Source organism: Ruegeria sp. AI3, assembly GCF_056541245.1.
This window is the reverse complement of sequence record NZ_JBQFYA010000004.1, coordinates 106,482-126,002: the sequence shown is the minus strand read 5'-3', so window position 1 is coordinate 126,002 and position 19,521 is coordinate 106,482. Positions and strand designations below refer to the sequence as shown.

Genomic DNA, 19,521 nt, shown 5'->3' with positions numbered 1-19,521 from the left:
GTAGCTGTGACCGGACTGTTAGAGACACTGGGCCTTGGCACCAGCATGGAGTTGCTGTCGCTGTCTAGTTGGGGTGGCAACCTGTTACGCGGGCTTGCCAATTCCCTGCAAATCGCCTTCGGCGCATTTGGAATGGGGCTGGTTATCGGGCTGTTCGGAGCCTACGGAAAACTCTACGGTGGGAAGGTCACGCGTGACCTTCTTGCCATCTATACGACTGTGATCAGGGCGGTGCCTGAATTGGTGCTGATCCTGATCCTGTATTATGTCGGCAGTGATATCATCAACAAGATCTCTGAGGCGGTCGGTGGCGGTCGGGTTGAGATCAACGGTGTAGCCGCCGGTATTTGGGTTCTGGGCGTTGTACAAGGGGCCTATGCCACCGAGGTTCTGCGTGGAGCCATAAAGGCGGTGCCTGTCGGGCAGATCGAGGCGGCGAAGTCCTATGGAATGCCCGCTTTCATGATCATGCGTCGGGTGACCATACCAGCAATGATGGGATTTGCGGTGCCCGGGCTAGCCAATCTGTGGCTTATCGCCACCAAGGACACGGCCTTGCTCGCTGTCGTCGGGTTCAGTGAGTTGACGCTGGAAACACGACAAGCGGCAAGCAGTACCCGTGCTTATTTCACCTTCTTTTTGGCTGCTGGCTTTCTATACCTGATGGTCACCCTTTTCTCAGGAGTCGTTTTTGCGCGCATTGAGAAATGGGCGCGGCGTGGTCAACCTTCGTTGAAGGGGGGCTCGGCATGATCACTGTAAAAGCTCTTATGCAACCACACCGTATCGTCATGATGTTGCTATTTGCAGCATTGGTGATCTGGTGTGCGTTCTCGCTGCGTTGGGATTGGATTCCAAAATATGCCCCTTTGGCGTTGCAGGGTCTCTGGACCACAATCTGGCTCTTGGTGGTCACAACCGTACTAGGCTTTTTAATGGCTGTGCCTCTGGGATTGGCGCAGGCGGTGGGCCCTTGGTACTTGGCAACGCCCGCCAGGGTATTCTGCACGATAATTCGAGGCACACCGCTGCTGTTGCAGATATGGTTGCTATACTACGGGCTTGGTTCGTTATTTCCGCAGTTTCCCTGGATACGATCGTCTGAGCTTTGGCCCTACCTGCGTCAGGCTTGGCCCTACGCCGTCCTGGCGCTGACATTGTCCTTCGCAGGATACGAGGGCGAGGTCATGCGAGGCGCGTTCTCTGGTGTGGCAAAAGGTCAGCTGGAGGCTGCAAAGTCTTTCGGGATGCCACGATTCACAATGTTCCGCCGGATCTGGCTACCCCAAGCCGTACGCAATGTTCTGCCCACCTTGGGCGGTGAAACCATCTTGCAGCTCAAAGCAACGCCACTCGTAGCAACGATCACAGTGGTCGAGATATATGCTGTTTCGTCCCGGGTTCGAGCAGACACATTTGTGGTCTACGAGCCCCTGTTGTTGTTGGCTTTGGTTTACATGGCCATCGCCGGTTTAATTGCCTTGGCCTTTCGACGATTTGAGGAAGTTTGAAGTATTGGCAGCAGTGCTTACGTATGGTCGATAGGTGTTTTGGGTCAGAAATGCTTGATGTTTGGGTCAGACATGAATGACGTGATGCAATCATTCCTTGAGGTTTTGGCCATCGATTAAGTCAAAGATCTGTGACGTTCCACAATTATCGTGATCAACCGCCGCAGCCACCTGGATGGTTTCACTCTGATTGACGTGGTGTCCGACGCCAAGTGGATCACCTTCGCCGCCAAAAAAGGAACTTTGCGACGCGGTTATCCAACGCGACGGAATCAAGTGTGTAGGGCCGGTGAAGATTGACTGGAAAAGTGGCAATGTGGCGATCGAAACACTCACTGCTTTTGTTCAAGCCATGCCCGCGCGCCGTTATGTCGTGCTTTTCCCAGAGGGTACGCGCACTAACTCCGGAAGCCTCGGCAAGTTCAAGGCAGGAGCTATAATAGTAGCGCGCACCAACGGCCGAACAACACGACCCGTCGTAGTTCACGCATCCTACAAAAGCATGCCGCGCGACAAACACTTGCCCAAAAGCGGAACGATCCGGGTCGAGGTATTGCCGTCATTAAAATGCGATCACTCCGCTTCAGTGGACGAAGATATTGCTCACCTGCGAAGCGCAATGATGGCCGTTTTCGACGCCGGATTGTGTAGGTAGGTATGTGGTTCTTCGTTGCTCCTGCGACTCCAATAGTAAGACAAAGGTCCGCCCTGGGCCATAAGCCGACTTTCGATGCGGCCGACGCAAATGGCCGCCTTGGGCCGATTTTGATGTTAGTGCTTGGGCAATGCCAAAGGGATCGCAATCAGCGGTGATAACTTGTCGACCACAACTGAAAGTGCAACTAACGAGCGGGCTAAGGGCTCTGCCCCCGCCGCCTATCGGCGTCTCCCCCGGGATGTTTTAGCCAGATGAAGGGCGGATCAGGAGGCCGCTTTCATCAGGCCCTGCGCGATGATCTCGGCCTCGGCTTCATCCAATGATTTGTGGATGCGCACGAACATCTCGTCGATATCCGTTGGGGTCAGGATCAGAGGCGGAGAGATGATCATCCGGTCGCCCACATGCCGCATGATCAGGTTGTTGGCAAAGCAGCGGTCGCGGCAGATATAGCCTACCGTGCCGGGGTCGGAGGCGAATTTGGCGCGGCTGGCTTTGTCAGGGGTCAAAGCGATCGACGCCATCATACCGACGATCTTGGCCTCGCCCACCAGCGGGTGATCGGCCAGCGCCTCCCATTTCTGTTTAAGGTAGGGGGCGGCGACGTCGCGGACATGCTCGACGATCTTTTCTTCTTCAAGGATGCGTAGGTTTTCCAGGGCCACAGCCGCTGCGACCGGGTGGCCGGAATAGGTGTAGCCGTGGTTGAATTCAGTGCCGCCGATCACCTCGGCGATCTCGTCATTGACGATGGAGCCTCCGATAGGCGCGTAGCCCGAGCTGAGGCCTTTTGCGATGGTCATGATATGCGGTTTGATGCCGACGGTTTGCGATCCGAACCAGTTGCCGGTACGGCCAAAGCCACAGATCACTTCATCGGCGATCAGCAGGATATCGTATTTGTCGCAGATGCGCTGGATTTCGGGCCAGTAGGTATCAGGAGCGACGATCACGCCGCCTGCGCCCTGAACAGGCTCGGCGATGAAGGCGGCGACGCGGTCTTCGCCCAGTTCCAGAATGGCTTCTTCTAGTTCGCGCGCACGGGCGAGGCCGAACTCTTCGGGCGTCATGTCACCGCCTTCGGCCCACCAGTTGGGTTGATTGATGTGGTGGATGTTCGGGATCGGGATGCCGCCCTGCGCGTGCATTCCGGCCATACCGCCCAGCGAGGCAGAGCCCACTGACGAGCCATGATAGGCATTGTGCCGGCTGATGATGATGTTCTTGTCGGGCTGACCTTTTTCGGCCCAATAGGTGCGCACCAAGCGGATGTTGGTGTCGTTCGCCTCGGACCCGCCAGCGGCGAAGAACACGTGGTTCAGGTCGCCCGGGGCAAGCTCTGCCAGTTTGTTGGCCAGTGCAATTGCGGGAACGTGGGTCGTTTTGAAGAAGGTGTTGTAGTACGGAAGCTCGCGCATTTGGCGGGCTGCGGCGTCGGCCAGTTCATCGCGCCCGTAGCCGATATTCACGCACCACAGGCCGGCCATCGCGTCCAGGATCTGTTCGCCTTCGCTGTCTGTCAGATAGACGCCATTGGCGCGGGTGATGACGCGCGCGCCCTCTTTTCCCAACGCTCCGTTGGCGGAGAACGGGTGCATGTGGTGGGCGGCATCCAGCGCCTGCAATTCGGCGGTGGGCATGTGGTTTGTGATCGTGGACATCCGAAAGACTCCTGCAACGGTGGTTGCGAGTCACAATATGATCAAATTATTTCCTGTCAATCGAATCGGTGTTTTCTAAATGTCCGAGGCAGCGTCGATCATCAGTTCCATGCCTTGCTCGATATCCTGAGCGGTCGCTTTCGCCACGTTTTCCGCATCCACAGCGCGCAGCCCTGCGATGATGTCCTTATGGCGATCAGGCAGGCTTTGAGTGCCGAAGCGGCCGCAGACCACACGCAAGGATGGCCCGAATCGGAGCCACAGACGCTCGGCCAGATCGCTTAGGACGGGCGCATCGGCATGTGCGTAGAGCGTTTCGTGGAATCTGTGGTTCAAGTGCAGGTAGCCATGAACGTCACCATCCGCGATCATCTGGTCCAATTGCTGGTCGATTGATTCCAGTTGATCAATGTCGCTGGCGGACATTTTGGCGGTGGATCGCCTTGAAAGCTCTGATTCTATGGCAATTCTGGCGAAGATCACCTGCTCAACATCACCGCTGGACAACAAGGGTACACTGACCCGGCGATTGCCCTGAAACACCAATGCACCGTCCGAGATCAGACGTCGAATCGCCTCGCGCACGGGGGTCATGCCGACGCCGAGCGAATCAGTCAGGCCCTGAATAGTGACGGGCTGACCTGGTACCAGCTCGCCGAACATGATCATGGATTTCAGGGTGTGGTAGACCTGTTCGTGCGCGGGCCGTTTCCCGGCGTCAATATTGGGCTTAGGTGCCTTATTTTTGATCAAATCCAATTGGTTTGCCTTGTCTCGATGGGTGCCGACTTGCCGGGCTGTTGACCTTTTGGAACCATAGTTCAGAAAGTCGAAAAACGCAAAACTTGATCAAATCCAAAAAAACGGGACAATACCCACCATAATCGCAGGGAGAACAAAAATGATGTTCAAGACGCTGACACTGACAGCGGTTCTCGCATTGGGGACTTCGGCGGCCTTCGCCGAAGAGGTGCGAGTCTATAACTGGTCGGACTATATCGACGAGGAGCTTCTAACGAAGTTCGAGGAAGAGACAGGGCTGACCCTGATCTACGACGTGTTCGACAGCAACGAGTTGCTGGAGACCAAGATGCTGGCCGGTGGGTCGGGCTATGATGTCGTGGTGCCCTCGGGTACGTTCCTTCAGCGCCAGATTCAGGCCGGAGCGTTCCGGGAACTGGATACAGCTCAGCTGTCCAATGCTGGCAACCTGTGGGATGTCATCCAAGAGCGTACTGCCGGATACGACCCGAACAATGCTTATTCGATCAACTACATGTGGGGCACCACTGGCATTGGTGTGAATGTCGGCAAAGTCAAAGAAGCGCTGGGGGATGACGTTGCGCTGAACAGCATGGACTTGGTGCTGAAACCCGAAAATATGGAGAAACTGGCCGAGTGCGGAGTGCATTTCTTGGATGCTCCCGCCGAAATGATCCCGATGACATTGCAATATCTGGGTGAGGACCCGGACAGCCATGACCCGGACGTCATCAAGAAGGTCGAGGAAGTACTGACCGGCGTGCGCCCTTATATCCAGAAATTCCACAGCTCGGAATACATCAACGCGCTGGCCAATGGCGATATCTGCGTGGCAGTTGGTTGGTCGGGTGACATTCTGCAGGCCCGTGACCGTGCGGCCGAGGCCGACAACGGCGTTGAGATCGAATACCACCCCTTCGCCGAAGGCTCGCTGATGTGGTTCGACCAGATGGCTATTCCGGCGGACGCTCCGAACCCGGAAGGCGCGCATAAGTTCCTGAACTTCATCCTTGATGCCAACAACATGGCGGCGGCGTCGAACTATGTGTACTACGCCAACGGCAACAAGGCCTCGCAAGAGTTCCTTGAAGAAGACGTGATCGGTGATCCGGCGATTTATCCGGATGATGCGACGATGCAGAACCTCTACATCACCACGCCTTACCCGGCAAAAACACAGCGGGTTGTGACCCGTATGTGGACCAAGATCAAATCGGGCACCTGATCCGATTTCGCGCAAGGCGGCGGGGATCGCCTTGCGCCCACTTCCAGATTGTCGAACGGGGGCCGTTTTGAACTCTGACGTCTTTGCGCCGTGGGATGACCCGCAGGCGAAACCCTTGATCCAATTCCAGAATGTCACCAAACGGTTTGGAGATTTCACGGCCATAGACAATCTGTCTCTGGACATTTTTGAGAAAGAATTCTTTGCCCTGCTCGGTCCGTCGGGTTGCGGCAAGACCACGATGATGCGCATGCTGGCGGGGTTCGAAACGCCGACCGAAGGGCACATCATTTTGGGCGGTCAGGACATTGACCCGATCCCGCCCAACAAACGCGCAGTGAACATGATGTTCCAGTCCTACGCGCTGTTTCCGCATCTCAGCATCTGGGAAAACATCGCCTTCGGTCTGCGCCGGGACAACATGCCCAAGCATGACCTTGAGGACCGGGTGGAAGAGATGCTGCGCCTGACTCGGCTCGAGCAATTTGCTCGCCGCAAGCCGCATCAGATCTCGGGCGGTCAACGGCAACGGGTCGCGCTGGCGCGGTCGCTGGCCAAGGCGCCCAAGCTATTGCTGCTGGACGAACCTCTGGGTGCGTTGGACAAGAAACTGCGACAGGACACGCAGTTCGAACTGATGGATATTCAGGAGAAGACCGGCACGACCTTTGTGATCGTTACCCACGATCAGGAGGAAGCCATGACCGTCGCCAGCCGCGTGGCGGTAATGGATCAAGGTCGCTTGATGCAGGTCGCCACGCCCGATCGCATCTATGAAAACCCGAACTCGGTTTATGTCGCGGACTTCATCGGCGACGTGAATATCATCGAAGGCCACGCTACCGCGAATGGTGAGGAAACCTATCGGATCGACTGGGCCGAAGGGCAGGCTCCGCTGACGGCAACCTCGGCGAACGGCTTCTCGGAGGGTCAGGCCTGCCATCTGGCGATCCGGCCCGAGAAGGTGACGATCTCAACCGACCGCCCTGCCGAGGCAATCAATGCCGTGCAAGGCAGGGTGTTGGACATCGCTTATCTGGGCAACCTCTCGACCTATCATGTCGAGCTGCCGAACGGCACGATCATCAAGGCGCAAACGGCCAATACTCGCCGCATCTCGCGTCGGTCATTCACATGGGAAGACCCGGTCTGGCTGTCCTGGACAGCGACGGCTGCGGTCCTGTTGGCAAGCTGATGCGCCGCGCGCTGCTGATCGCAGTTCCTTATGTCTGGCTGTTGGCGCTGTTTTTGGTGCCGTTTTTCATTGTCCTAAAAATCTCACTTTCGGACACGGAACTGGCGATTCCGCCCTACACGCCGACGTTGGACCTGTCGCAGGGTTGGGCCGGGATCAAGGATTTCTTCAGCCAGCTGGATTTTGAGAATTTCGTCTGGCTGACCGAGGATGACCTGTATTGGAAGGCCTACCTCTCCAGCCTGAAGATCGCTGTGATCTCAACCTTTCTGACGTTGCTGGTGGGATACCCGATTGCCTATGGCATGGCGCGCGCGCCGGCCGAATGGCGACCGACACTGATGATGCTGGTGATCCTTCCGTTCTGGACCTCATTCCTGATCCGCGTTTACGCTTGGATGGGGATCCTGTCGAACGAAGGGTATCTGAACCAGCTCTTGCTGTGGACGGGTATCATCTCGACCCCGCTGACGATTCTGAACACCAATACGGCTGTCTATATCGGGATCGTCTACACCTATCTGCCGTTCATGATCCTGCCGATCTATTCGTCGTTGGAGCGCATGGACGAGTCACTGATCGAAGCCGCCGAGGATCTGGGGTGTTCGCGCCTCCAGGCCTTCTGGCTGGTAACGATCCCCTTGTCGCGCCCCGGCATCATTGCGGGCTGTTTCCTTGTGATGATCCCGGTGATCGGTGAGTTTGTGATCCCCTCACTTCTCGGCGGCTCGGGCACCCTGATGATCGGTAAGGTCTTGTGGGAGGAGTTCTTCTCAAACCGTGACTGGCCGGTGGCAAGCGCGGTGGCGGTGGTTCTGCTGCTGATCCTCGTGGTGCCGATTGTGTTGTTCCAGCGCAACCAGCAGAAACAGGCGGAGGCCGAGAAATGAACAGATTAAGCTGGTTCAACACGGTTTCCCTGACGCTAGGGTTCGCGTTCCTGTACATCCCGATGATTATCCTGATCATCTTCAGCTTCAATGAAAGCAAACTGGTGACTGTCTGGGCCGGGTTCTCGACCAAATGGTACGGAGAGCTGGCCCAGAACGAAGCGTTTCTGGACGCGGCATGGGTGACGATCCGGGTGGCGGTGTTTTCATCGACGCTGGCAACCATTCTGGGCACCGCCGCGGCCTATGTCCTGGTACGCGGAGGGCGCTTCTTTGGCCGTACCCTGTTCTCGGGAATGATCTACGCGCCGCTGGTCATGCCAGAGGTGATCACAGGCCTGTCGCTTTTGCTGCTCTTCATCGGGATCGGGTTGGACCGGGGGATTCTGACCATCGTATTGGCCCATACGACCTTTTCGATGTGCTTTGTGTCGGTGGTTGTCTCCTCGCGCCTTGTGACCTTTGACCAGTCGCTGGAAGAGGCCGCCTTGGACCTTGGCTGCTCGCCCGCGCAAGCGTTTCGACTAGTAACCCTGCCGATCATCGCACCGGCGGTGATCTCGGGCTGGCTGCTGGCGTTTACTCTGTCTCTTGATGATCTGGTGATCGCGTCCTTTACTTCGGGCCCGTCTGCCACGACCTTGCCGATCAAAATCTTTTCGGCCGTGCGGCTTGGTGTCAGCCCTGAGATTAACGCGCTGTCGACCCTAATGATCGCGGTTGTGACTATCGGCGTCATCACCGCCTCCTTGGTCACTAAGCGTGCGATGATGCGGCAAAAGCAAGATGAGATGGCCGCCATGCGCGCCGAATGAAACGGATATTTCCGGACTACACCTATGGTGATGGGCCAAGGCAGGGGTGCTGGTGGGACGAAACTATCGCCGCCCCCGACTGGCCTGAACAGAAGGGTGATTTGCAGGCTGATGTTGCCATTATTGGCGGCGGTTTCACCGGAGCTTCGGCCGCACTGCATCTGGCGGATGCGGCCGTGTCCGTCGCAGTGTGTGAGGCCGAAACACCCGGTTGGGGGGCTTCGGGACGCAATGGTGGGTTCTGCTGTCTGGGGGGATCAAAACTCAGCTACAAGGCCATGTGTCGTCGCTATGGTGAGGTTTCGGCGCAAGCCTATTCCGGGGCTGAAAGCGACGCTGTGCAACTCGTCGCAAGCCTTCTGGACAGCTACGGGATCGACGTGGATCGGCATTCAAAAGGTGAGACGCAACTGGCTCATTCCCGCCGCGCGATGGAGGCGCTGAGGCGCAGTGCAGATGAGAACGGTATACTGCATGAAGCTGCTGACCTGTCCGGTCTAGGCCTGAAAGGGCCATTTCACGGAGGGTACACGACACCTGTCGGGTTCGGCCTGAATCCTCGGAAATACCTTTTTGGCCTAACCCAAGCCGCGCAGGCGCAAGGCGCAATGTTTTTTCAGAACAGCCCCGTTCTGAGCATTGAGAAGACCGCGTCAGGTTTTGCTGTACAAACACCAAAAGGCCAAATCCGAGCCGACAAGGTATTGGTCTGCACCAATGGGTACTCCAGCGAAGATATCCCGTCCTGGATGTCGGCTCGTTACATGCCTGCCCAATCCACTGTGCTTGTCACCCGTCCTCTGACACCGGCAGAGAGGGCCGCGCAGGGTTGGACCTCAGATCAGATGTCCTACGATACGCGCAATCTCTTGCACTATTTCCGCCTGATGCCGGATGGCCGGTTCCTGTTTGGCATGCGGGGCGGGCTGCGGTCCTCACCCAAAGCCGAGGCAGCGATCCGCATGCAGGTGCAGCGCGACTTCAAGCGTATGTTCCCGGCGTGGTCTGAGGTGGACGTCACTCATATCTGGTCGGGCATGGTGTGCATGTCGCGCGAACTGGTGCCTTTTGTTGGGCCGGTTCCGGGACAGACCGGGATGTTCGCGGGCTTCGCCTATCATGGCAACGGGGTCGCCATGGGCACCTATAGCGGTCGGGCCCTGGCGCGGTTGGCCCTGGGTCAGACCAGCGGATTGCCAAATGTCATGTCCGAGACAGCCCGCCGCTTTCCATTGGGTCGTTGGCGGCGTGCCCTGATGCCGCCCGCCTATGCCGCTCTGGGACTAGCCGATCTGTAATACGCTTCTAAGAGCCGTGCGGAAACAACCCATCGGCGCTTGAGGCCTGCGTGAAAATACTGGAACGTGTGGCAGACCCCATGAAACCCGACCGGAGGGCAGAAGATGAAAATTGGCGGTGTTCACTACCACTCGATCTGGCGCGACGCTGAAAGCGGCGAGGTCAGGATCATCGACCAACGCTGGCTGCCGCACGATTTCCGAATCGCCACGTTGTCCTCTCTGGCCGCGTTTGAGGCCGCGATCCGCGAGATGTGGGTGCGTGGCGCGCCTTTGATCGGAGCGACTGCTGCCTATGGGATGGCGGATGGGATGTCTCGGGACCCGTCTGATCAGAGTTTTGAACATTCAGCCTCGGTTTTGAACGCGACCCGTCCAACGGCGGTAAACCTGAATTGGGCGTTGCAGCGCTGCCGGGAGGCCCTGCTGCCTCTGCCGCCCGATCAACGCGCCGCCGCGGCCTGGGCGTTGGCGGATGAGATCTGCGAAGAGGATGTCGAGATCAATCGCCGGATCGGAGAACATGGGCTTGCTTTGATCCGCGAGATCGCCGCCCGCAAACCCGCGGGTGAGCCGGTGCGATTGTTGACCCATTGCAATGCCGGGTGGCTGGCCACCGTGGATTGGGGCACTGCGACCAGCCCGATGTACCAGGCGCATAACGCTGGTTTGCCGATCCATGTCTGGGTCGATGAAACGCGACCCCGGAACCAAGGGGCCTTAACAGCGTGGGAACTGGGCGAACATGGCATCAGCCATCAATACATCGTCGACAATGCAGGCGGTCACCTGATGCAGCACGGTCTGGTCGATCTGGTGATCACCGGGACGGACCGGACCACCTCGACCGGCGATGTCTGCAACAAGATCGGTACCTATCTAAAGGCCCTGGCCGCGCATGACAACAACGTGCCGTTCTATGTGGCCTTGCCCTCACCCACCATCGATTGGACGCTGCGGGACGGGGTTGCCGAAATCCCGATCGAGGACCGACCGGACCGCGAAATCTCGCACGTGTTTGGCATGACGGAGGACGGTATTGGAGAGGTCTGTGTCGTCCCCGATGGCTCGGATGTAGGTAACCCGGCCTTTGACGTCACGCCGAACCGTCTGGTCACCGGTTTGATCACCGAGAGGGGCGTATGCGACGCCAGCGCCGAAGGTCTGGCGGCCATGTTCCCTGAAAAGGTTGGCCAAGCCGCCTGAGCGCAGAAAGACAAGGATACAAAAGACATGATCGAAAACATGTACAAGGCGCAGGCCGCCGCAGACTGGCGTGCGGCTGCCGGCGCCGATCCGGCTGATCAGGAATTGGCAGAGCGGGTCTACACTTCGCGCCTCATCGGTCAGAACCCGGATCTGCTGATGCATGGCGGTGGCAATACGTCGGTCAAGCTAGAGCGCCCCGATTTGTTCGGCGAGATGCGGCCGGTTCTGCACGTCAAAGGCTCGGGCTGGGATCTGGACACGATCGAAGCGCCCGGACTGCCGGGTGTCTGGCAAGAGCCGCTGTTGAAGCTGCGCGCGCTCGATAAGCTGTCGGATGAGGACATGGTGAACTATCAGCGCTCAAGCCTGCTGAATTCGGCCTCGCCCAACCCGTCAGTCGAAACGCTGTTGCATGCCTTCCTGCCACATATATACGTCGATCACACCCACGCCACGCCGTTTCTGATTCTGGCCGACCTGCCCAATGCTGAAGAGGTCTGTCGCGAGATTTTCGGCGACCGCTTGGGGATCGTGCCTTACATCATGCCCGGTTTCAGCCTCGCGAAGGCGGCGGCGGATGTGTACGACGCCAACCCTGATGTTGAGGGGCTGCTGCTGCTTAAACATGGTCATTTCGCCTTTGGCGCCACCGCGCAGGAAAGCTATGATAAGATCGTTCAGCATACCAATGAGGTCGCGGCTTATCTCGGCCTGACCGAACTGACGCCAATTGGTGAACGTCTGCCTTCCAACGGGCTGGACATGTTGCCCGTCTTGCGTGGCGTGATCGCTGAGGTCACTGCGGATCAGGACAGTCCGATGCCTGTCTTTGATCTGAGAAATGGCCCCGCGACACATGCGTTTATGGCGCGCGGCGATGTGGACGCGCTGGCGACCCGCGGCATGGCCTCACCGGATCACGTGCTGCGTACCAAGGGCTGGCCGCTGGTGCTGAAACAGGCGGACCTAACCGACCGAGAGAGCATCAAGGCCAAGGTCGAAGCCTTCGCTGTGGATTACCGCGCCTATTTCGACCGTCAGGCCCCTCAGGCCGCGGAACCCAAGACCATGCTGACCCCTGATCCCAAACATGCGTGGATCGAAGGGATCGGTGTGCTGGGGATTGGGGTGAACGCTAAGGCGGCCTCAGCCTCGGCTGATCTTGCTGAACAGAACATCCGCGTGCGCGCTGTCGCAGAAGATGCGGGCGGGTTCTATCCCATCGGTGAAAAGGACATGTTCGATTGCGAATATTGGTCGTTGGAGCAAGCAAAGTTGGGCAAAGGCACCCCTCCGCCGTTTCAGGGCCGGGTCGTCATGGTGACCGGAGGGGCAGGCGCGATTGGTCTGGCAACTGCCAAGGCCTTTGCGGCCAAGGGCGCGAATGTCGTTCTGGTGGATCGGGATCAAGCGGCTCTGGATGCCGCACTATCCCAGTTGGGTCGCTGGCATGCGGCCTGCGCGCTCGACATCACGCAAGCTAACGCTGCCGATACCGCGATGACCGATGCGGTCACGGCCTTTGGTGGGCTGGATATTCTCGTGTCGAATGCGGGTACGGCCACAGGGGGCGCTCTGGTCGAGCTGGAGGATGATGTCTTCCGAGCGGCTTTCGAGTTGAACTTTTTCGCGCACAAGGCTTTTGCCACCGCCGCTGCCAAGTTGATGCAGGATCAGGGGCGTGGTGGGCAGATACTGTTCAATATCTCCAAACAGGCGGTCAATCCCGGTCGCAATCTAGGCGCCTATGGAGCCCCCAAAGCCGCCACGATGTTCCTGATGCGGCAACTGGCGCTGGAACTGGCGGGGGCTGGTATTCGGGTCAACGGGGTCAATGCTGACAAGATCAGATCAGGCCTGCTGACGGATGCGTTCATCAAGGAACGCGCCGCCGCGCGAGGTGTCAGCGAAGAGGTCTATATGGGCGGCAACCTTCTGGGCCGCGAGGTCGAGGCGCATCATGTCGCCGAAGGGTTCGTCAATCTGGCTTTGATGGAGCGCACGACCGGCCACGTCATCACGGTCGACGGTGGCAATACCGAAGCCGAACTGCGCTAGCGTCACACCCTGAAAACACAAGCGCGCGACCGATGAACGGCCGCGCGCAGGAAAAACGTGTCAAATGCGGCGTTAGAAATGCGCCGATTGAGTGGCCGGGTTTTTCGCAACCGGCGGGGCGAACTTGGTCAGGTCGATCCCTTCAACCGAGGCTTTGTATTCCTCGATCGTGGGCGTCCGGCCCAGAATGGCCGACAAGACAACAACCGGGGTCGAGGCCAGCAGCGATTCACCCTTCTTGTCCGGCGCATCTGCCACGACGCGGCCCTGGAACAGGCGGGTCGAGGTGGCCAGAACCGTGTCGCCCTTGGCGGCCTTTTCCTGGTTGCCCATGCACAGGTTACAGCCGGGACGTTCGAGATACAGGATGTTCTCGTACTCGGTCCGCGCCTTTTCCTTCGGGAACAGGTCGTCGAATTCGAAGCCCGAGTATTTCTCGAGCACTTCCCAGTCGCCCTCTTCCTTCAACTCGTCTATGATGTTGTAGGTCGGGGCTGCCACGACCAGCGGGGCTTGGAACTCGACTTTGCCAGTTTCCTTTTCGAGGTTTTTCAGCATCTGGGCCACGATCTTGATGTCGCCCTTATGCACCATGCACGAACCCACAAAGCCCAGATCCACATGCTTTTCGGCATTGTAGTACGAGATCGGGCGGATTGTGTCATGGGTATAGCGTTTCGAGACGTCGGCGTTGTTGACGTCCGGGTCGGCGATCATCGGTTCAACGATCTGGTCCAGATCGACGACAACCTCGGCGAAATATTTCGCGTTGTCATCGGGGCGCAGCGCTGGCTTTTCGCCCGACTTAATCTCGGCAATGCGTGCATCGGCGATGTTGATCAGCTTTTGTAGCATGCCGTTCTCATGCTCCATGCCCTTGTCGATCATGATCTGGATGCGGGATTTGGCCAGTTCCAGCGAACCGATCAGAGTCTCGTCATTCGAGATACAGACCGAGGCCTTTGCTTTCATCTCGGCAGTCCAGTCGGTAAAGGTAAAGGCCTGGTCGGCCAGCAGCGTGCCGATGTGAACCTCGATCACGCGGCCTTGGAACACGTTGTCGCCGTGCTGTTCCAGCATCTGTGCCTGGGTGGCATGTACAACATCGCGGAAATCCATATGCTCGGCCATCTTGCCCTTAAAGGTCACCTTGACCGATTCAGGGATCGGCATCGAGGCTTCACCTGTGGCCAAGGCCAAAGCAACAGTGCCCGAGTCGGCCCCAAAGGCTACGCCTTTGGACATGCGGGTGTGGCTGTCGCCGCCGATGATGACCGACCAGTCATCCACGGTGATGTCGTTCAACACCTTGTGGATCACGTCGGTCATCGAATGGTAGACGCCCTTCGGGTCACGCCCGGTAACGAGTCCGAAGTCATTCATGAACTTCATCAGGCGGGGGGTGTTGGCTTGCGCCTTCGCATCCCACACAGAGGCCGTGTGACAACCGGACTGATACGCCCCATCGACGATGGGTGAGACAACGGTTGCCGCCATCGACTCAAGCTCTTGCATGGTCATCAGGCCGGTTGTGTCCTGTGAGCCGACGATGTTGACCTTGACGCGCACGTCCGATCCGGCATGCAGGGTCTTGCCGGGCGTGGTGCCAACGGCGTTCTTGTTGAAGATCTTTTCAACCGCGGTCAGGCCCTGGCCCTCGTGGCTGATTTCTTTCGACGGAGCAAAGACCAGCGGTGCCGCTACACCCAGTGCTTCGGCCGCGAATGTCTGCAGTTTCTTACCGAAAACGATGGCGTAGGAACCGCCTGCCTTCATGAATTCAACTTTTTGCGGCGTGAAGGACGAGTTCACGTCGACTAGCTCTTCCCCGTCTTCGCTCAGCAGTTTGTGGTCTTTGGTGTTGATCTTCAGAACCGTGCCAGTGGCAACCGAGTACTTTTCTTCCAGGATCGGGTTGCCGTCATTGTTCAGGATTGCGTTGCCATCCTCATCCACCTTTTTGACCCAGTTCTTCAGGTCCAGTCCGATGCCGCCGGTTACGCCGACTGTGGTCAGGAAGATCGGCGAAATGCCGTTGGTGCCAGCCACGATGGGAGCGTAGTTGACGAAGGGCACATAGGGGCTGGCTTGTTTGCCTGTCCACAGCGCCACGTTGTTCACACCCGACATACGGGACGATCCCACACCCATGGTGCCTTTTTCAGCGATCAGCATGACGCGCTTGCCGGGATGCTTCAGCTTGAGCGCTTCGATCTCTTGTTGCGCGGTCTCTGAGATCAGGCATTTACCGTGCAACTCGCGGTCCGCGCGCGAGTGTGCCTGATTGCCTGGCGACAGCAGGTCGGTCGAGATGTCACCCTCGGCGGCGACATAAGTGACGACTTCGATCTCTTCATCAATGTCAGGCAGTTTGGTGAAGAACTCGGCCTTGGCGTAGCTTTCAAGGATGTCTTTCGCCACCGCATTGCCAGCATCGAGCGCAGCTTTCAGCCGGTCCGTATCCGCGTCGTACAGGAAGACTTGAGTCTTCAGCACCTCAGCCGCTTTGCCCGCAATCGACGCGTCGTCACCCAAAGCCAGATCCAGCAGAACCTTGACCGAGGGGCCACCTTTCATGTGCGACAGCAGCTCGAACGCGAAATCCTGCGAGATTTCTTCGACATCGGCCTGACCCAGAATGATCTCTTTCAGAAACGTGGCCTTCTCACCCGCGGCGCTGGTTGTGCCAGGCAGGGTGTTGTAGATGAAGAAATGCAGCGAGTCCGCGCGGTGTTCGTTCTGAGGGTCGCGGATCTGGTCGATGATCTCTTTCGTTAGGGCACCGTCGTCGACGGGTTTGGGGTTCAACCCCTGCTCTTTGCGTGTTTTGATCTCGGCAAGGTAATCAGTATACAGGCTCATGGCTATCCCGACGTATTGGCGTTAGAAGGTGCTTGAGGTCCCGGTCTCAGACATGGATCTGACGCCCGGATCTTCTTTGTATGCGGCGGTATACTAAATCAGATGGGATTGCAAGTCACGACCCTGGGACAGGTTGCCCCAGGCGCGATGTGTTACTCCCGGAACGCCCGCGTGAAGTAGTCGGTCAGCGGCTTGGTCAGGTAGGACAGCGGGGTACGCTCATCCGTTTTGATCATTGCCTCGACCGGCATGCCCGGCAGAAGAGTTTGCCCATTCAGGCGATCCAGCTGACCGTCATCAGGGACCAGTTCAGCCCGATAGAAGGTAAAGCCTGTGCCCTCGTCGGTGAATGTGTCCGCTGAGACATTGATAACATGGCCATCCAGTTCCGGGGTTTCCCGCTGGTTGAAACTGGGAAAGCGCAGGGCGACCTCTTGCCCACGAAACAGCTGGTCCACATGGATCGCATCGACCTTGGCTGCCACTAGAAGCGGCGTATCCTGAGGCACCACATACATCATCTGTTCAGCCGGTTGGATGACCGACTGCAGGGCGAAAACCTGACTGTCATAAACGGTTCCAGAAACGGGCGCGCGAATATCCAGACGCGAAAGGCGCTCGGTCAGCGAGAGGCGTCGTTCAGCAAGCTCGGCGATGCGCGTCTGTGCGTCACGCAGCGTTGTGATCGCTTCTTCCCGGCGGGCCGCGTTCAGCTCCAATATCTGGATTTCGGTCGAGGCGATCTGCCCTTTGAGCCGGGCGATGGTCGCCTCGAGCCGCCCGATGGCACCGGTCAGGTTGGCCTCTTCCCGTTGCAGGGCAGAAACACGGCTGGCTTGTGTCAGGCCGCGCTCCAGCAGGTTTTCCTGATCCTTCAATTCTTCACTGATTAGCTCAACCTGTGCGCGCGCTGCGGTCAGTTGTGCTTGCGTACCGTCAATCTCGCTTTCGATTTGGGTCTTTTGCCGATTTAACTGTTCGGTTTTCTGCGCCAGAGTTTCTGCGCGGGCGTCAAACAAGCGCTGCTGACCAGCGATGAGGTTGGGACTGATAGATTCCCGATCTTGAACCTCGCGCAGTTTTGCTGCCAACTCCTCGGAGGTGGCGCCATCGCGTTCCGCTTCCAGCCGGGCCTGACGGCTGAGCAGTTCGAACAATTGCGTCTCGACCACAGTCTTTTCCGAAGCCAGAAACGTATCATCCAGACGCAGCAGAAGTTCACCGCTTTCCACCAGATCCCCATCGCGCACAAAAATCTCACCGACGACCCCGCCATCGGGATGCTCTACCACCTGACGGTTGCTTTGCACCTCGATCACGCCTTGTGAGATGATCGCACCGGCCAGTTGGGTTCGAACGCTCCAGATGCCGATGCCCACAACAAGGATGAGCAGCGCAAAAAAGCCCACAGTTGCGGGGAAGGTTATGCGCCAACTGCGGCGCGCAGGAGGGTTGCTCATTTCTCACCCACTTTATTGAGGTGTCGTTTGATCGCACCGGCATTCTGGACCATCGAACCCAGAACCTCGTCCCGGCTGCCTGCTTTGACGATCTGGCCTTTCTCGACCACAATCAGGTCATCACATTCCGAAATCGCTTGCGGGCGGTGCGTCATGATAATCGCGGCCTTGCCACTTTTCTTGAGGCTGCGCACCGCGCGGTTCAGCGCTTCAGTGCCGTCGGCATCCAGGGCCGAGTTCGGTTCGTCCAGGATCAGCAGAACAGGATCACCATATAGCGCCCGGGCAAGCGCGATCCGTTGTTTCTGACCGCCGGACAACTGGCTGTCATTGCCTTCTAGAAAGGTGTCGTAACCCTTCTCCAAAGACATAATCAGCTCATGTGCGTTGGCCTTCTTAGCGGCGGCGACAACGGCGGCGTCATCGGGTTGTTGCGACATCCGGGCGATGTTCTCTGTCACTGTTCCGTTGAACAGCGTGACCTGCTGCGGCAGATAGCCAATGTAGTGGCCCAGATCATCTGCTGCATATTGATCCAATGTCGCGCCACCCAAGCGAATCTCGCCCGCTGCGGGGGTCAACAGACCCAAAAGCGCCTTGGCCAGGGTCGTCTTGCCCGAGCCACTTTTACCGATTACACCCAGCGCCTTGCCGGGTTCCAAGATCAGTGAGGCATTGCGCAGGGTTGGCTTTTGAACGCCGGGCGGAATGACCGTCAGACTTTTCGCGACGAGACGCGCCTCGGGCACGGGCAGCTTGGTCTTGTTCTGCTCGGGCGGAGTTTCATCGAGGAAGGTGCCAAGACGAGACCACGCGGTTCGCGCGTTTTCGATCAGCCCCCATTGTCCCACCACCATTTCCACGGGTGCCAAAGCGCGGCCCAGCAAGATCGAACCTGCGATCATGGCCCCGGCTGTCATCTCGTTGCGCAACACCAGCCAAGCGCCAAGCGCTAGCATCGCGGATTGCAGGAACAGGCGCAGCGATTTGGTCAAAGACGTGAAACTACCGGTCCAGTCGCTGGCCGAGATGCTCTGCGACAAGGCGTTGCTGCGCTGTGATAGCCAGCGCTGTGCAACGTCGCCTTGCATGCCTTGCGACCGTACAACTTCGGCGGCTTGCCGTGCTTGTTCCGCAAAAGCATTGGCCCGGCCTGAGGCAACCTGCGCCTCGGCGACCTTCTGTTTGGTCAAGATCTGGTTGAGCAATGCGATGACGATCAGCAAGGACCCACCAGCAACCGCCAGCCAGCCGAGCAGCGGGTGAAACAGGAAGATCGCGGCCAGGAAAACGGGCGTCCAGGGAATATCCATAACGGCGAGGAATACGGGCGAGGCGCAAAGCGACCGCACGGCCTCCAGATCGCGCAAGGCCGTTGCCGGGGCGGAACGCACCTGTGGATACAGTGCGCGCCGGATGGTTCCGTCAAAAACCCTCTCGTCCAGCGAGGATTGGAACTTGGCCCCGAACCGCGCCACGATCCGGCCGCGCGCGTAATCCAGCATGGCCATCAGACCGTAGAGCAGCCCAACCAGCAGAAACAGCGCCGTCAGTGTTTCGACTGAACGCGAACTGAGAACACGGTCATAAACCTGCAGCATGAACAGCGGCCCGGTCAGCATCAGCAGATTGACGAAGATGCTGAATAGAAACGCGACACCCAGAAACGATACGCTCTGGTTGCGCACGCTCTGAAGCTCTCGCCTCGGGTTGGGCGGTTTGCGGTTTGTCTGTTTCAAATCAATGTCCCCGACACGATGTCCAGCCTGATGCGGCTACGTTTTTTTACCGCGAACCGAGTCTCGAAGAAAGAGTTAGGGTATGCAACTCGATCGTCAAAGGACCAGCGAAATCCGGCCAAACGGCCAAAATCTGGCCGGTTCCCGTCGGGTCCAGCAATCCAATTAGGCATTGCAA

The 19,521-nt window shown here is 58.1% G+C and carries 16 protein-coding genes; 10 read left to right on the top strand and 6 right to left on the bottom strand.

Going from position 1 to position 19,521, the window contains the following annotated elements:
* Positions 1 to 6: 6 nt before the first annotated feature.
* Positions 7 to 753, top strand: a complete 747-nt coding sequence (locus ACRZ95_RS08690; protein WP_170552217.1) for an ABC transporter permease subunit — start codon at positions 7 to 9, stop codon at positions 751 to 753.
* Positions 750 to 1,511, top strand: coding sequence for an ABC transporter permease (locus ACRZ95_RS08685; RefSeq protein ID WP_170552219.1), 762 nt, complete (start codon positions 750 to 752; stop codon positions 1,509 to 1,511). Before ACRZ95_RS08690 ends, ACRZ95_RS08685 begins: the two co-directional genes overlap by 4 nt.
* 90 nt (positions 1,512 to 1,601) lie before the next feature.
* Here ACRZ95_RS08685 and ACRZ95_RS08680 read toward each other — a convergent pair whose 3' ends face one another.
* Positions 1,602 to 1,847, bottom strand: coding sequence for a hypothetical protein (locus ACRZ95_RS08680; RefSeq protein WP_480554850.1), 246 nt, complete (start codon positions 1,845 to 1,847; stop codon positions 1,602 to 1,604).
* Here ACRZ95_RS08680 and ACRZ95_RS08675 point away from each other — a divergent pair.
* Positions 1,801 to 2,166, top strand: a complete 366-nt coding sequence (locus tag ACRZ95_RS08675) for a lysophospholipid acyltransferase family protein (protein ID WP_480554806.1) — start codon at positions 1,801 to 1,803, stop codon at positions 2,164 to 2,166. The genes ACRZ95_RS08680 and ACRZ95_RS08675 overlap by 47 nt on opposite strands.
* Before the next feature lie 266 nt (positions 2,167 to 2,432).
* Here ACRZ95_RS08675 and ACRZ95_RS08670 read toward each other — a convergent pair whose 3' ends face one another.
* Together ACRZ95_RS08670 and ACRZ95_RS08665 are read right to left on the bottom strand one after the other, a co-directional pair.
* Entirely contained in the window at positions 2,433 to 3,830 is a 1,398-nt protein-coding gene (locus ACRZ95_RS08670) for an aspartate aminotransferase family protein (RefSeq protein WP_170678089.1), read from the bottom strand.
* Between the two features lie 75 nt (positions 3,831 to 3,905).
* Positions 3,906 to 4,589 (bottom strand): GntR family transcriptional regulator, encoded by a 684-nt coding sequence (locus ACRZ95_RS08665; protein ID WP_170678087.1) that lies wholly within the window; start codon positions 4,587 to 4,589, stop codon positions 3,906 to 3,908.
* Positions 4,590 to 4,731: 142 nt separating this feature from the next.
* Between ACRZ95_RS08665 and ACRZ95_RS08660 the strand changes: the two genes are divergently transcribed.
* From ACRZ95_RS08660 to ACRZ95_RS08630, 7 genes are all read left to right on the top strand, one after another.
* Positions 4,732 to 5,817 (top strand): polyamine ABC transporter substrate-binding protein, encoded by a 1,086-nt coding sequence (locus tag ACRZ95_RS08660; RefSeq protein WP_170375682.1) that lies wholly within the window; start codon positions 4,732 to 4,734, stop codon positions 5,815 to 5,817.
* Between the two features lie 67 nt (positions 5,818 to 5,884).
* Positions 5,885 to 7,012 (top strand): ABC transporter ATP-binding protein, encoded by a 1,128-nt coding sequence (locus ACRZ95_RS08655; RefSeq protein ID WP_170678085.1) that lies wholly within the window; start codon positions 5,885 to 5,887, stop codon positions 7,010 to 7,012.
* Positions 7,012 to 7,902: an ABC transporter permease subunit gene (locus tag ACRZ95_RS08650; RefSeq protein WP_170376046.1), complete on the top strand. Its 891-nt coding sequence runs from the start codon at positions 7,012 to 7,014 to the stop codon at positions 7,900 to 7,902. The genes ACRZ95_RS08655 and ACRZ95_RS08650 overlap by 1 nt, the downstream gene beginning before the upstream one ends.
* Complete coding sequence (locus ACRZ95_RS08645) at positions 7,899 to 8,717, top strand: ABC transporter permease (RefSeq protein ID WP_170638159.1); 819 nt, start codon at positions 7,899 to 7,901, stop codon at positions 8,715 to 8,717. The genes ACRZ95_RS08650 and ACRZ95_RS08645 overlap by 4 nt, the downstream gene beginning before the upstream one ends.
* On the top strand, positions 8,714 to 10,015 hold the full coding sequence (locus ACRZ95_RS08640; RefSeq protein WP_170678083.1) for an NAD(P)/FAD-dependent oxidoreductase: 1,302 nt from the start codon (positions 8,714 to 8,716) through the stop codon (positions 10,013 to 10,015). Before ACRZ95_RS08645 ends, ACRZ95_RS08640 begins: the two co-directional genes overlap by 4 nt.
* 105 nt (positions 10,016 to 10,120) lie before the next feature.
* Positions 10,121 to 11,221, top strand: a complete 1,101-nt coding sequence (mtnA, locus tag ACRZ95_RS08635; RefSeq protein WP_170678081.1) for an S-methyl-5-thioribose-1-phosphate isomerase — start codon at positions 10,121 to 10,123, stop codon at positions 11,219 to 11,221.
* 27 nt (positions 11,222 to 11,248) lie between these two features.
* On the top strand, positions 11,249 to 13,282 hold the full coding sequence (locus ACRZ95_RS08630; RefSeq protein WP_170678079.1) for a bifunctional aldolase/short-chain dehydrogenase: 2,034 nt from the start codon (positions 11,249 to 11,251) through the stop codon (positions 13,280 to 13,282).
* Between the two features lie 72 nt (positions 13,283 to 13,354).
* On the opposite strand, the gene ACRZ95_RS08625 is transcribed toward ACRZ95_RS08630, so the two are convergent.
* From ACRZ95_RS08625 to ACRZ95_RS08615, 3 genes are all read right to left on the bottom strand, one after another.
* The gene (locus tag ACRZ95_RS08625) at positions 13,355 to 16,144 is read right to left on the bottom strand and encodes a bifunctional aconitate hydratase 2/2-methylisocitrate dehydratase (RefSeq protein ID WP_170678077.1); all 2,790 of its coding nucleotides are present in this window, start codon (positions 16,142 to 16,144) and stop codon (positions 13,355 to 13,357) included.
* A gap of 152 nt (positions 16,145 to 16,296) precedes the next feature.
* Positions 16,297 to 17,604 (bottom strand): HlyD family type I secretion periplasmic adaptor subunit, encoded by a 1,308-nt coding sequence (locus tag ACRZ95_RS08620; protein WP_170678075.1) that lies wholly within the window; start codon positions 17,602 to 17,604, stop codon positions 16,297 to 16,299.
* Positions 17,601 to 19,343, bottom strand: a complete 1,743-nt coding sequence (locus ACRZ95_RS08615; RefSeq protein ID WP_170678073.1) for a type I secretion system permease/ATPase — start codon at positions 19,341 to 19,343, stop codon at positions 17,601 to 17,603. The genes ACRZ95_RS08620 and ACRZ95_RS08615 overlap by 4 nt, the downstream gene beginning before the upstream one ends.
* Positions 19,344 to 19,521: the final 178 nt, after the last annotated feature.